This is a genomic window from Serratia sp. 506_PEND, from assembly GCF_001076875.1.
Taxonomy (GTDB): Bacteria; Pseudomonadota; Gammaproteobacteria; order Enterobacterales; family Enterobacteriaceae; genus Serratia; species Serratia marcescens.
The window spans coordinates 1-13,701 of record NZ_JVEL01000333.1 but is presented as its reverse complement, the minus strand read 5'-3'; the positions used below and the strand labels follow the sequence as shown (position 1 = coordinate 13,701).

Genomic DNA, 13,701 nt, shown 5'->3' with positions numbered 1-13,701 from the left:
TGCTCATTCCTTTTCCTTTTATTCGGCAGCCTGGCTTATGCGCTGAGGGAGCCGCTATGACAAGAACAGGAAAGGTTTTCAGCTGGTTGGGCGGCATTGTGCTGCTGGCGATCGCTGCACTGGCGATCTTCATCGCTACCTTCGACTGGAATCGACTCAAGCCCACCATCAACGACAAAGTGTCGGCCGAACTGCGGCGGCCGTTCGCCATCCGCGGCGATCTGGGCGTCGACTGGTCACGTAACCCGGATGAGGGCGGCTGGCGCGCCTGGGTGCCCTGGCCGCATATTCATGCCGAAGACGTGTGGTTGGGTAATCCGAAAAACATCCCCGGCGACAGCATGGTGACGCTGCAGCGCGTCGACGCCAGCATCGCACCGCTGGCGCTGCTGAGGAAAGAACTGCTTGTCCCGCGCATCTGGCTCAAGCAGCCGAATGCGTCGTTGCAACGCCTGGCCAACGGCGACAACAACTGGACGTTTGACCTGGCCGGCGGCCAGGATCCCAAGCAGCCGCCTTCCGCCTGGTCGTTCACCGTTCACGATATCGTGTTCGACAAGGGACAGATCGCCTTTAAAGACGCCACGCTAAAGGCGGATTTCCGCGCCGTTATCGATCCGCTCGGCAAACCGCTGCCGTTCAGTGAAGTGACCGGCAAACAGAGCGGCGGCAAGAGCGCTACACCCGATTATGTTTTCGGCTGGCAGGTGAAAGGCAAATATAACGGCGAACCGCTGAGCGGCAGCGGCAAGATCGGCGGCATGCTGTCACTGCAGAGCGCCGATCTGCCGTTCCCGCTGCAGGCCGACGTGCGCTCCGGCAGCACCCGGGTGGCGGTGGCGGGCACCTTGTCCGATCCGCTGAACCTCGGCGGCCTGGACGTGCAGCTGAAATTTTCCGGTGAAAGCCTGGGGAATCTCTATGGCCTGACCGGCGTGCTGCTGCCGAACACGCCGCCGTATGCGACCGATGGCCATCTGATGGCTCGTCTGCATCAGCCGGGCGGCGCCGTGTTCGAGTATCAGAAATTTGACGGCAAAATCGGCGACAGCGATATTCACGGCAGCTTGAAATACGTCGCCGGTAAACCGCGGCCGACGCTGAGCGGCGCGGTGAGCTCCCGGCAGCTGAGGTTGGCGGATCTGGCGCCGCTGATCGGTGCGGACTCCAACGCCGCCAAAGCCGGGCGCGGCGAGAAGAGCCGCCAGCCGGCGGATAAGGTGCTGCCGGTCGAACAGTTCGATACGCAAAGCTGGCGCAAGATGGATGCGGACGTGAAGTTTGCCGCCGCGCGCATTGAACGCGGCAGCGATTTGCCGCTGAGCGATCTGGCCACGCACCTGAAACTGAACAATGGCGAACTGCGCCTGGATCCGCTGCGCTTCGGCATGGCGGGCGGCAGCCTGAGCGCCGTCGTGCGCCTCGACGGAGGCAAAAAGCCGATGCGCGGTCAGGTAGATATGCACGCGCGCAAACTCCAGCTCAAACAGCTGTTGCCGAACGTGGCGGCGATGAAGCGCAGCCTCGGGCAGATGAACGGCGACGCCAGGCTGACGGGCAGCGGCAATTCGGTGGCCGAGCTGCTGGCGACCAGCAACGGCGACCTGCGCCTGTTGATCAATAACGGGGTGATCAGCCGTAGCCTGATGGAGATCCTCGGTCTGAACGTCGGCAACTATCTGGTGGCGCAGCTGTTCGGTGACGACGTGGTGGGCATCAACTGCGCGGCGGCGGACGTCGGCATCCGCAGCGGCGTCGCCGCGCCGCGGCTGTTCGTGTTCGACACCGAGAACGCGGTGATCAACATCACCGGCAACACCAACCTCGCCACCGAACGGCTGGATTTGTCCATCGATCCGGAAAGCAAGGGCATGCGCGTGCTGACCCTGCGCTCGCCGCTGTACGTGAAAGGGACCTTCAAGCACCCCGACGCCGGGGTGAAAGCCGGACCGCTGATCGCGCGCGGTGCGGCGGCGGTGGCGTTGGGGGCGGTGCTGACGCCGGCGGCGGCGCTGCTGGCGCTGGTCTCGCCCAGTGAGGGCGGCGAGGAGAATCCGTGCGGGCAGATCCTGCGGGAGATGAAAGGCAAAAAATAATCAGGCGTGCGGCGGCGGCGTGAGCACCCGGCAGTCGTGATCCTGGATCTCTTCCGCCGAGGCCAGGGTAAACGGCAGCAGGCTGCGCTCGGTCGCCAGCAGCAGGAAATCGCCGTCCGGCAGCGCGGTCATCGCCAGGCCGAAGCTGCCCATGCGCCCGTCGGCGCGCGGCAGGCCGGAAGCCAACAGGCGGAAGGCGCCCTGTTGTTCCAGTTCGGCGGGGGTCACCCGCCGCCCCAGATAGTCATGTCCCAACAGGCCGCCGGGCAGCGGTTGCCATTGCTCGATGAAATCGGGGCCAATCTGCTCCAGCCGCTGTTTTACCGCCGGAGACAGGCAGGAGATATGAATGTGCAGCTGGTTTTGCGTGCGGCCATATTCCGAATTGATCGCCAGTGAAATATCGCCGTCGTCGATGGGTTTGCCATAACGCTCCGCCATCACGTGGCGCGCGCGCCAGGCCTGGGCGAAGAAATTCGGCGTGGCGGCGTCCAGCACCGCCGGGCTTTCGATACCGGTGATTTTGGCGCTGGGCATCAGCAGGTATTGCAGCGGTCCGTTGCGATCTTTAAACACCACGAAACCGGCCGGCACATCCACCTGCGCGCAGGGCGCCGGGTTGTCATGCGCTTGCTGATTGGGCAGACATTGCTGGCTGACGATGCGCCATAGCGCATCGGGATGGTCAGGCTTCAACCCGTAATAGAGCGCGATGGCGAGAGCCGCCAGCAGCGCCACGCAGACAAATACCCCACGACGCAAAGACATCGGCCGATCCTGTTACCGAGAGAAACATTCAGCATAGCCCGGTTTTATGACAGGAAACGAACAACGCGTGCGGCCCCCGCAGTGAGGGGGCCGCAGCGGATCACAGCGACTGGTGGCGGGTTTCTTTCATCAGCAGCAGCGCCAGCAGCGTCAGCCCGGCCATCGCCGCCAGGTACATGCCGACGTAGAACAGCCCGTAGTGGGCCGCCAGCCAGGTGGCGATATAAGGCGCCACGGACGCGCCGAGGATAGACGCGACATTGTAGGAGAATGACGCGCCGGTATAGCGCACTTCGGTAGGGAACAGCTCCGGCAGCAGCGCGCCCATCGGGCCAAAGGTCAGCCCCATGATGCTCAGGCCGCACAGCAGGAAGCCCATCACCAGCGCCTGGTTGCCGGAACCCAGCAGGGTCGGGAACAGGAACGCGAAGCCGATCATCAGCAGGGTAATGGCGATCATGGTCTTGCGGCGGCCGAACGCGTCCGCCAGCAGACCGGCGATCGGCACCATCACGCCGAAACCAATCACCGCCACCATCAGCATCCACAGGAAGCTGTTACGGGAGTAGCCGAGGCCCAACGGCTGCGGCGCGGTGCCGTAGGTCATCGAATACACCGTCATCAGATAAAACAGCGTGTAGGTCGCCAGCATGATGAAGGTGCCGAGGATGGTGGCTTTCAGATGCTTGCTCAGCAGCGTGCCGAGCGGCACTTTCACCTGTTTGCCGGCCTTGGCCGCTTTGGCGAACACCGGCGTTTCATGCAGCGATACCCGCACATACAGGCCAATCAGCACCAGCGCCGCGGAGAGGATGAACGGCACGCGCCAGCCCCATTCCATAAATTGCTGGTCGCTCAGCAGCCACGAGAGCAGCAGGAAGGTGCCGTTGGCGAAGAAGAAACCGATAGGCGCCCCCAACTGGGGGAAAGAACCGTACAGCGCGCGCTTTTTGGCCGGCGCGTTCTCCGTCGCCAGCAGGGCTGCGCCGCCCCATTCGCCGCCCAGCCCCAGGCCTTGCCCAAAGCGCGCCAGCGCCAGCAGGATAGGGGCGAAGATGCCGATGGTTTCATAGCTCGGCAGCAGGCCGATCAGCACGGTGGAAATCCCCATGGTCAGCAGCGAGGCGACCAGCGTGACCTTGCGCCCGACGCGATCGCCGAAGTGGCCGAACAGCGCAGAGCCGATAGGGCGCGCGACAAAGGCGACGGCGAAGGTGGCCAGCGACTGCAGCGTCGCAGTGGTCGGGTCGCCCTGCGGGAAGAAGATGTGCGGGAACACGATCACCGCGGCGGTGGCGTAGATGTAGAAGTCGAAGAACTCGATGGCGGTGCCGACCAGCGAGGCGACGATGACTTTCCCGCGGGAATTCACCGGTGTGGACGCGTCGTCGGCGTCGAGTGGGGGTGCGATGGTGGCTTGCATATCTATTTCTTATTGTTGGAGGGGGTAAAAATCCATCTTAGTGACAGCATTCCGCCTTTTCAACGCTGTAACTTTGGGCAACGCCGCCGCTAACCGGTTAAAAAGACTAATGTTTTACCGGGCTTCTTTTCTGTAGCGTTAAACGTTGAGAAATGGGTTTCATACAGAGGGAATGGCTGTAAAAACGGGAAAGAAAAGTGAATGGGTAGTTTGTTATGCTGGTTTTTCGAATGTCATGCCGCATGATTTAGAGGGATTGACTGGGTTTTTGCTTATTAACCAGAGGAAAGTGCCGGCGTGTGCGATAACACCGGCACGATTGCATGGCTTCAGGGGGCCGGCGGCTCGCGTTCCGGCAAGGCTTTGTCGCCTTTGTAGTCGGCGGTAGCGATCCAGGCGGCACAAAACAGCGTCAAACGGGCGAAGAAGTAGAAGAACGCCATCAGCCCGATCACCGAGCCGAAGGCCGCGCCGGAAGGCGACTTCGCCACCTGCGGCAGCGTCATCGTCATCACGAACTTGATCACCTCAAAGCCGATAGCCGCGAGCAAGGTGCCGCGCAGCAGCGCTTTTTTCTTCGGTTTGTGGCGCGGCAGCATCCAGAAAATCCACAGGAACAGCAGATAGTTGGCGAAAATCGAGATCGACAGCGCGATCGTTGTCAACGCCGGCCGCAGCCATTCGATGCCGTCCAACCCCAGCGCGTTGACGATCGCCGCCTGCGCCGACCCGGCGACCGAGGTCAGCGACAGCGTAATGATGAGCGCCACCACCAGGCCGGTCAGCGAGATGAAGTCGCGGGTGTACTTGAAATAGATTTTCTCCTGATCCTGCGGATTGCGCTCCCAGACGTCACGCGACTGCGCGCGGATCGCCTCGCGCAGGTTGCCCATCCAACTGATGCCGGAATAGAGCGCCAGCGCCAGACCGGTCAATCCCACGGTGGTGCGCTGCTGAATGGCGGTGTTGACGGTATTCTTCAGCGTGCTGGCCAACGTCGGATCGCTGATGCTGCCGACGATCCGGTTGATCAAGCGGGCCAGCAGATCCGGGTTGGAAGCCAGCACGAAACCGGCGGCGGCGAACGACACCATCAGGATCGGGATCAGCGAGAGGAATGAAAAGTAGGTGATGGCGGCGCCAAACTGGCTGCCCAGCCGATCGTTAAAGCGTTCGGCGGCGCGCAGCAGGTGCGCCACGCTCGGCCAGGCTTTGATGCGTTCAATCAGACGTGAAAAACCGCTGATGCGGCGGTCGAGCGTCTCATGGCCGGTCTTGATGGCGATAAGCGGCTTCGGCGGCGTGTCTTGTGTGGGCTGGCGGCGTTCCTGGTCTGGTCCTGTAGGCATTACTTCACGATTTCCTTAACGTTAAACGGCATGTATCAGCGTTGATTATAGCCAAAGCCCTGCGGCGTTTTGAGCGCCGGGGCGGCAAACGGTCAATTTCCGAGCTTAACGCGTTAGCGCCCGGCATGAAATGCCGGGGATGGCGCGATAGGTAAAATTCCTATGAAAACCCCGTGGCGCCTCGGTTTTTTTCACTTCCCTACCTCCAATTTTTATCTGTTTCGTCGGCGAGAAAGCGTTTACTCATGATGTGGCGTCGCGCTTTGCCGCTCGCCGCTCCGCTGCAGCCGTAGGGGCTGGAACGGTCTCATCCGTCATCAACAGAAAAACTGGAAGGTCTTATGAAATTGCTTAATCACCCCACCTGTCGTCCGTTTACCGAAGCGGGCAATCTGTCGCAGATCTCCGCCTACTATGAAGAGGGGCGGCACATCATGTGGATGCTGCTGCGCGCCGCGCCGCGCCCCTGCTTCAACCAGGCGTTGATTGAAGACATCATGACGCTGGCGCAGGCGGCGAAGGAGTCTTCGCTGCGGTTCGACTTCTGGGTCACCGGCTCGCTGGTGCCGAACATGTTCAACGTCGGCGGCGATCTGCAGTTCTTCGCCGAAGCGATCAAAAACCGCAAGCGCGAGGCGATGATGGCCTACGCGCGCGCCTGCATCGACTGCGTGCATGCGGCGGCACGCGGTTTCGACACCGGCGCGATCAGCATTGCGATGGTTGAAGGCAGTGCGCTGGGCGGCGGTTTTGAAGCGGCGCTGGCGCACCATTTCGTATTGGCGCAAAACAATGCGCGCATGGGGTTCCCGGAGATTGCGTTCAACCTGTTTCCCGGTATGGGCGGTTACTCGCTGGTGGCGCGCAAGGCGGGCATGCGCTTGGCCGAGGAGCTGATTTGGGGCGGCGAGTCGCACACCGCAGAGTGGTTCGAGAGCCGCGGGCTGGTAGACCAGCTGTTCCAGCCCGGCGACGCCTACCTGGCGACGCGCACCTTCATCGATACCATCCGGCCGAAGCTCAACGGCATGCGCGCCATGCTGCGGGCGCGTCAGCGCGTGTTGCAGCTGACGCGTTCCGAGCTGATGGACATTACCGAAGATTGGGTGCACTCGGCCTTTACCATTGAGGAAAAAGACCGTGCCTACATCGAGCGGCTGGTGATGTTGCAGGATCGCCATACCCTGAACCTGCGTCGTGCCGGCTAACGTTAACGCGCCCGCCTCATGCGGAGGGTGAGCGCGGGCGATAGGACTGCAGCCAATGCTCCAGCTGTTCCGGGAGCATTGGCCGCGCGAACAGAAAGCCCTGTTTTTCGTCCACGCCGACCTCGTCGAGGAAGTGGTTTTCGCTCTCGGTCTCCACCCCTTCGGCGATCACGCGGAAGGCCAACGCCTCCGCCGCCGCGACGATCGCGCGTACCAGCGATTGCGATACCGGATTGAAATTCACCCCGCGCACGAAGCTTTTATCCAGCTTGATGGCGTCCAGAGGAATGCGTGCCAGCTGCGCCAGCGACGAATAGCCGGTGCCAAAGTCGTCGAGATGCACCTGCGCGCCCAGTTCGCGCAGCCGGGTGATCAGCGCGCGCGCGCGGTTCTCGTCTTCAATCAGGCTGCTTTCGGTCAACTCGAAGTCCAGCAGGCAGGGGGCCATGCGGTGACGGTGCAGCACCCCGAGCAGGTCGTTGACGATGCCGTCGTCGGCCAGCTGACGGGCAGAGAGGTTGACCGCCACCCGCAGATTCAATCCCTGCTCTTGCCATCGCGCCGCCTGCCCGGCGGCGGTTTGCAGCACCCATTGGCCCAACGGGCCGATCAGGCCGGACTCCTCGGCATAGGAGATGAACTGCAGCGGCGGGATCAGGCCGCGCTCCGGCGAATCCCAGCGCACCAGCGCTTCCACGCTGTGCACTTCGCCGCTGTGCGCGTCGATTTTAGGCTGGTAATACAGCACCAGCTGATTTTGTTCCAACCCTTTGCGCAGATTGGTGTCCAGCCACATGTATTCGGCGACGCGTTTGTTCATCTCCGGCGAGAAGACGGTATAGGTGCGTTTTCCGTGCTCCTTGGCGACGTACATGGCGGTATCGGCGCTGCGGATCAGGCTGTCGAGATCGTTGCCGTGCTCCGGGCACAGCGCGATGCCGATCGAACAGCCCGTATACACCTCAATCAGACCGATGCGAAAAGGGGTCTTCAGCCTGTCGATAATGCGCTGCGCCAGCGTTTGCAGGCGCTCGCGATCGCTTTGCGGCGCCAGCACCAAGAATTCGTCGCCGCCGAGGCGGGCGAGCACTTGATCCGGGCTCAGGCAGCCGAGGATCGCCAGCGCGACCTCGACCAGCAGCCGATCGCCGAACATATGGCCGTAGGCGTCGTTGACCTTTTTGAAGTTGTCGAGATCGAGGTACACCAGGCCGAAACTCTCTTCGCCGCGCGTGGCGATGGCGTGATTGATCTTGTCCTGGATGGCGTTGCGGTTCGGCAGGCCGGTGATGAGATCGGTGTTGGCCAGCACCCGTAGCCGCTCTTGCGCGCGGCGTTCTTCGGTGATGTCGGTACCGGAGCAGATCAGAAAGACTTCGTTTTTGCCGCTGCCGCTGTGCACGAATTTGTTGCGGAACAGGAACAGCCGTTCGCCCTTGACCGTCTTTACCCAGCGTTCCACCTCATAGGACGAACCGTTGCGGAAGAAGCCGGCGATGTTGCGCCGCGAAGCGGCAGCTTCTTCCGGGCTCATAAACAGCTGGAAAACGTTTTTGCCGATCACCTCGTGTTCGTGCAGTCCGGTGTACTCCTCGCTCAGTCGGTTGAAGCGCTGGATGCGGCCGTGCTGATCGACGATCACGATCACCGAGTTGGCTTCGGACACCACCTGCTCGGCGAAGGAGAGGCCGTGCACCAGGTCGCGCGCCACCGATTGGGTGTCGCTGAAGGCGGAAGCCGTGCCCGCCCATTCGAGGTTGTTGACGCGGCGCCCGACCAGATGCAGATGCAGCGGTTCACCGGCCAACGTAATGGTCAGCTCAAGGCTGGCGGTCACGCCGGTCAGACGGCGGATTTTCGCCGCTTCCATGGCGCTGAGCGCTACCGCGATATGAGCTTTGCCCTTAACGGCGGACAGCTCCAGGGCATTGCTGTCAAACGCCAGCCGCCAGTGGGGGCTTTGGGTGCCGAAGTGAGCGCTAAGAAGCTCAGGGCCTTGGTCTGCGGGCATGACGATTCCTCAAAAGAGCACGGGCGGGCGGGCGGCACAGCCCCGGGCAGCCTGTTGGCCCGAAAGCGATCGCCGTACGCATCTGTGCATCATATAACAGGTTTTCACAGGCGGGGCGGGTGATGGAAACTATTATATAAGCAATGATTAGTTTTGCGGTGTAAACGTCGCCCGGCGCTGCTTGTCTTAAAGTGTAGGAGAACATCGGATCGTGTGATGCTTACTGATTTCCCCTGCTATCGGAAAACGGTTGATGCAAGGTTGCCGTGCAGGTGAGTAAATTATAGCGATGAGGGGAAAGCGGAAAAATAACTCCACCGGGGGGATTTTTGCCGAGAAATTAAAATTTCCATCAAATAAACGCCATCTTCATAGTTTTCTCATAATTGGTGAATAAATCCGAGGCGGGTTTTAAAAAGTTTACACACCCTCGCATTACTTGAAATTTATCAGCCTATTATTATCTCCGACAACGAATGAGCCTGTTAACGTACAGCGCTCCTGATGAAGAAAATTTTTAAGGAAATGATTATGCGTAAATTGACGGCTTTATTTATTGCTTCCACGCTGGCTCTGGGTTCTGCTTCCGCGGCGTTCGCCGCCGATACGGCGACGGCTCCGGCGGCGGATGCGGCGCCGATGAAAATGATGCATCACAAGGGTGAAGGCAAAGGCGGCCCGTTCGCCGGGCTGAACCTGACCGAGCAGCAGCGCCAGCAGATGCGCGATATCATGAAAGAGTCGCACCAGAAGCGCGGGCCGGGCATGAAAGAGGAGCGCCAGGCGCTGCACAATCTGGTCGCTTCCGACAGCTTTGACGAAGCGAAGGCGAAGGCGCAAATTGACGCGATCGGTAAAGCGCAATCCGAACGCATGCTGGCACGCGCCAAAGCGGAAAATAAAATGTATAACCTGCTGACGCCTGAGCAGAAAAAACAATACAATGAGAATTATCAGAAACGCGAGCAAAAGATGATGGACCACATGAATAAAATGAAGGAGCAGATGTCCGCCGGTCAGTAATATTCGCTCGCGGTAAATAATAAAGGGCCAGACTATTTGTCTGGCCCTTTTTCTATTTGGCGTTATCACCGGCAGGCTTTGCCGTGGGTGATCATCATTCTCCGCCGACAATGTGCCGAAACTGTTCGGCAACGGCCTGCGCAAAGCGCGGGTCGTTAATATGATAAGGCGTTTTTATCAACCGGCGTTTGCCGGTGGCGTGCACCGTTTCTTCCAGCGCTTGCGTAAAGGCGGCCAGCGCCGCCGGATCCCAGAACGGTTGGCCGGGCGCATCCAAAGCCGATACGCCGCCCGCCGGGATAACGAAACGCACTTCGCCCGCGCAGGCGTTGATTTTTTCGCCCATCCAACGCCCCATTAACGCATTCTCTCGCGCGCTGGTGCGCACCAGCGTCACTTGCGGGTTGTGATGGTGACGAAGACGGTTGGCATAGCGAGCCGGCACCGTATTCGGCGCGCCGAAGTTGATCATGTCTATCGCGCCGCAGGAGAGCACGCACGGGATGCCGGTACGCGCGATGGCACCGAAACGATCCGCATTGCAGGGCAGCATGCCGCCAAACAGGTAATCGGCCACTTCGGTCGTGGTCAAATCGATGGCGCCGTGCAGTTGGCGGTTATCGATCAGTTTTTCCAACGATCTGCCGCCGCTGCCGGTCGCATGAAACGTCAGGCAATCCCATTGCGATCCCAGCTCGGCAACCAACGCCTGAATACAGGGCGTGGTGACGCCAAACGTCGTCAGGCCGATCGCGGGATTGTTGTCGTGATAGTCGACGGCGGCGAAGTGCACTGCGCCGGCTATCTGGCGCGCCGCGTTGCCCAGCACCCGTCGCGAGATGCGATTCAGGCCGGCGAGATCGGTGACCGAATACAGCATGTTGATATCGCTGGCGCCGACATAGGCGGAAACGTCTCCCGCCGCCATGCTCGAGACCATCACTTTCGGCAGGCCGATCGGCAGCTGCTGCATGGCCGGCGTGATGATGGCGGTGCCGCCGGAACCGCCCAGGCCAAGCAAGGCGGCGATATCGCGGCGCGTCAGGATAAAACGTTCGAAAGCGGTCGCCATGGCGGCGATCGCCTGGCCGCGACTGGCGCAGAAGACCGCGTCGGCGCCTGCCGGATGGTGGCGTGCGACGTCCTCTGGACCGATATCGGCCGGGGAGTCAAACGGCAAGCGACGAGTGGAAAGATCGACGGTTCGCGTGGGTAAATTCAGGGCAGCGATCAGCCGCCGTACATACTCCAGCTCTTGTCCTTTCGTATCTGCTGTGGTAGCAATATAGACAAAATTTGAAGTGTCTTTCATGTATTTTCCTGGGGTGTTTCTAATTTTTATTTAAAAATCATTTTGTTATATTTTTATAGGGTGCCCTGGTGTTGGCGTTTAAATTAAATTGATTAATGTATTTATATAATGAGACGGCAGTATCATTTTTGCAAGGGCAGCTCAGTGCAAAATGGGACTCCTGTCTCATTTTTGAGCTTTTCAACGTGGCCGGCGCTTTGCCGGCAGCCAGTCGACAGAGGCGCATCCTCTGTTGCGCAAGCGTGTGCAGATGCATGAGGTTTATGTGCCGATAGATGCCTTTCCCACCCCGTTTGATCCTTCACTGACTTCCACCCGGGCAAAAACCTACCGTTTGTTGCTGGCCAGCGCGATGACGCTGTATGACGAAGGGGCGTTTCCTTCGATCACCGAACTGGCGGCGCATGCGCAGGTATCGCGTGCGACGGCCTACCGCTATTTTCCGACCCAGAGTGCGCTGATTAGCGCCGTGGTGGCGGAAAGCCTGGGGCCTATTCTGGAATGGCGCCCGCAAGACGATGACGCCCTGAAACGCATCCGGCAGTTGCTGACTTTCGCCTATCCTCAGATGGAGCGGCACGAGGGAGCATTGCGCGCGGCGCTGCAACTCTCTTTGCAACAGTGGGCGCACGCGACGCCGGGCGAGAAATTCGTGCGCGGCAACCGCAAGCGTCTGTTGGCGCTGGCGGTGGAACCGCTGCAGGGCAAACTGCCGCCGGACTCTCTGCAGAGAGTGATTCATGCTTTCTCGCTGATTTACGGCTCGGAGGTGTTCCTGGTGCTGAAAGATATCTGGGGGCTGGAGCTTGAGAGCATTCAGGACGTCACGCAATGGATGGCCAAAGCCATTCTGCGTCAGGCGGAAGAGGACGCGACGAACTGCAAAAAAACATCAGCAGGATAATCCAATTTTTGCCGATGACCGAGTGAAAAACCAGCATAATTCACTGAGTGAATATTGGCAAAATTTATAATTAAAAGTGATAAAAGACGCCTGTTAAGCACTTTTCAGGCGGCCGTATTCTTTATGTCTCCCTAGGTTATATTTTTATTTATCAGCAGATTATAATTTATCCCTTCACGTGTTATCGCCATTTTGATACCGGCAAACGTCATTGTCATTTCTTATCGGCACTGGCCTGATTCACCCTTGAAACATTCTCTCCTCCCGTCGAGCTGCCGGATGACACATTAAGCGCACTTGAGATTGTTGTGCTTTATTTATTTGGTGTTACCAAACTGTTACACAAAAAATCTTATAAAACATTTGCAAACAACAACGGACGGTATCTGGGATGGAGAAGAAACTTAGAGGAGTCAAATCCGCTCGGGCGGCCTTCGGCTGGCCTGAAATCGGAGTTAATCGCGCACAATGGAGCGCGATGCTGATCTGCCTGACGGCGATTGGCGGGGCGCAGGCCTCCAGCTATATAGAGAACGGCAAAGCGGGCGATCCGGCCAGCTGGCGCAGCAGTGAGTTCAATGCGGAATGGGGGCTGGGGGCAATCCACGCCGACCAGGCCTACGCCGCCGGTTATACCGGAAAAGGCATCAAACTTGGCATTTTCGATCAGCCAGTCTACGCCAAGCACCCGGAGTTCGCCGGTGAGAATAAGGTGATCAATCTGGTTACCGAAGGCATCCGCGAATATACCGACCCCTATATTCCGGTGAAAAAAGGCGACGCTTTCCGCTATGACGGCACGCCGAGCGTGGATTCCGATGGCACGCTCGGTTCGCACGGCACCCACGTGGGCGGCATCGCCGCCGGCAGCCGAGACGGCGGCGCCATGCACGGCGTGGCGTTCAACGCGCAGATCATCAGCGCGGAAAACGGCGATCCCGGCCCGGAGGACGGCATCATCCTCGGCAACGACGGCGCGGTGTACCAGGCCGGTTGGGATGCGCTGGTGGCCAGCGGCGCGCGCATCATCAACAACAGCTGGGGCATCGGCATCACCGAAAAGTTTGATGAGGGCGGTTATGACCCGGCTTATCCGCATTTCACAGTAAACGATGCGCAAAAGCAGTTCGATCAGATCAAACAGATCCTCGGCACCAAGCCCGGCGGCGCCTATCAGGGCGCGATCGACGCGGCCCGCAGCGGCGTGGTCACCATCTTCGCCGCCGGTAACGACGGCAATCTGAATAACCCCGATGCCATGGCCGGTCTGGCTTATTTTGTGCCGGACATCGCGCCGAACTGGCTGTCGGTCGCCAGCCTGCAGGATCCGACCAATACCGGCGATTACAGCATCAGCACCTTCTCTTCTCGCTGCGGCTATACCGCCAGCCTCTGCGTCTCGGCGCCGGGCACCCGGGTATACAGCTCGATAATCGAAGGCACCAGCGTGGAGAATCTGACGACCGGTTACGCCAAATACAGCGGCACTTCGATGGCGGCGCCGCACGTGGCCGGCAGCGTTGCCGTGCTGATGGAGCGTTTCCCGTATCTGAATGGCGCGCAGGTGGCGGAAGTGCTGAAAACCACCGCCACCGACATGGGCGCGC

10 protein-coding genes are annotated in these 13,701 nt (G+C 59.9%); 5 read left to right on the top strand and 5 right to left on the bottom strand.

The window, feature by feature from the left end; all coding sequences use genetic code 11:
* Positions 1 to 56: 56 nt before the first annotated feature.
* Positions 57 to 2,096, top strand: coding sequence for an AsmA family protein (locus ADK28_RS10130; protein WP_048795599.1), 2,040 nt, complete (start codon positions 57 to 59; stop codon positions 2,094 to 2,096).
* Here the strand turns inward: ADK28_RS10130 and ADK28_RS10125 are convergent, their stop codons facing one another.
* From ADK28_RS10125 to yhjD, 3 genes are all read right to left on the bottom strand, one after another.
* Positions 2,097 to 2,864, bottom strand: coding sequence for a CDP-diacylglycerol diphosphatase (locus ADK28_RS10125; RefSeq protein ID WP_048795598.1), 768 nt, complete (start codon positions 2,862 to 2,864; stop codon positions 2,097 to 2,099).
* Positions 2,865 to 2,964: 100 nt separating this feature from the next.
* A complete protein-coding gene (locus ADK28_RS10120; RefSeq protein ID WP_016930463.1) occupies positions 2,965 to 4,287 on the bottom strand; it encodes an MFS transporter in 1,323 nt (440 codons plus the stop codon).
* Between the two features lie 329 nt (positions 4,288 to 4,616).
* Positions 4,617 to 5,636: an inner membrane protein YhjD gene (gene yhjD, locus ADK28_RS10115; protein WP_033639159.1), complete on the bottom strand. Its 1,020-nt coding sequence runs from the start codon at positions 5,634 to 5,636 to the stop codon at positions 4,617 to 4,619.
* Positions 5,637 to 5,977: 341 nt separating this feature from the next.
* Between yhjD and ADK28_RS10110 the strand changes: the two genes are divergently transcribed.
* Positions 5,978 to 6,844 carry a crotonase/enoyl-CoA hydratase family protein gene (locus ADK28_RS10110; RefSeq protein ID WP_016930461.1) on the top strand — a complete coding sequence of 289 codons (867 nt, stop codon included), beginning with the start codon at positions 5,978 to 5,980 and terminating at the stop codon, positions 6,842 to 6,844.
* Positions 6,845 to 6,860: 16 nt separating this feature from the next.
* On the opposite strand, the gene pdeR is transcribed toward ADK28_RS10110, so the two are convergent.
* Positions 6,861 to 8,855, bottom strand: coding sequence for a cyclic di-GMP phosphodiesterase (gene pdeR / locus ADK28_RS10105; protein ID WP_048795597.1), 1,995 nt, complete (start codon positions 8,853 to 8,855; stop codon positions 6,861 to 6,863).
* A gap of 531 nt (positions 8,856 to 9,386) precedes the next feature.
* Here pdeR and spy point away from each other — a divergent pair.
* Positions 9,387 to 9,878, top strand: coding sequence for an ATP-independent periplasmic protein-refolding chaperone Spy (spy, locus tag ADK28_RS10100; RefSeq protein ID WP_033641337.1), 492 nt, complete (start codon positions 9,387 to 9,389; stop codon positions 9,876 to 9,878).
* Between the two features lie 94 nt (positions 9,879 to 9,972).
* On the opposite strand, the gene ADK28_RS10095 is transcribed toward spy, so the two are convergent.
* Positions 9,973 to 11,190 carry a Tm-1-like ATP-binding domain-containing protein gene (locus ADK28_RS10095; protein WP_033639161.1) on the bottom strand — a complete coding sequence of 406 codons (1,218 nt, stop codon included), beginning with the start codon at positions 11,188 to 11,190 and terminating at the stop codon, positions 9,973 to 9,975.
* Positions 11,191 to 11,440: 250 nt separating this feature from the next.
* On the opposite strand from ADK28_RS10095, the gene ADK28_RS10090 reads away from it, so the two are divergent.
* Complete coding sequence (locus ADK28_RS10090) at positions 11,441 to 12,094, top strand: TetR/AcrR family transcriptional regulator (RefSeq protein WP_042706136.1); 654 nt, start codon at positions 11,441 to 11,443, stop codon at positions 12,092 to 12,094.
* Positions 12,095 to 12,572: 478 nt separating this feature from the next.
* Positions 12,573 to 13,701: S8 family peptidase (locus ADK28_RS10085; RefSeq protein WP_048795596.1), on the top strand; the 1,129-nt coding region annotated here is incomplete at its 3' end.

Bases quoted from the DNA above. Each gene is read 5' to 3' on its own strand.
- ADK28_RS10090 (WP_042706136.1), top strand. From the start codon at position 11,441: ATGCATGAGGTTTATGTGCCGATAGATGCCTTTCCCACCCCGTTTGAT.
- ADK28_RS10095 (WP_033639161.1), bottom strand. From the start codon at position 11,190: ATGAAAGACACTTCAAATTTTGTCTATATTGCTACCACAGCAGATACG.
- ADK28_RS10125 (WP_048795598.1), bottom strand. From the start codon at position 2,864: ATGTCTTTGCGTCGTGGGGTATTTGTCTGCGTGGCGCTGCTGGCGGCT.
- spy (WP_033641337.1), top strand. From the start codon at position 9,387: ATGCGTAAATTGACGGCTTTATTTATTGCTTCCACGCTGGCTCTGGGT.
- ADK28_RS10110 (WP_016930461.1), top strand. From the start codon at position 5,978: ATGAAATTGCTTAATCACCCCACCTGTCGTCCGTTTACCGAAGCGGGC.
- ADK28_RS10130 (WP_048795599.1), top strand. From the start codon at position 57: ATGACAAGAACAGGAAAGGTTTTCAGCTGGTTGGGCGGCATTGTGCTG.
- yhjD (WP_033639159.1), bottom strand. From the start codon at position 5,636: ATGCCTACAGGACCAGACCAGGAACGCCGCCAGCCCACACAAGACACG.
- ADK28_RS10120 (WP_016930463.1), bottom strand. From the start codon at position 4,287: ATGCAAGCCACCATCGCACCCCCACTCGACGCCGACGACGCGTCCACA.
- pdeR (WP_048795597.1), bottom strand. From the start codon at position 8,855: ATGCCCGCAGACCAAGGCCCTGAGCTTCTTAGCGCTCACTTCGGCACC.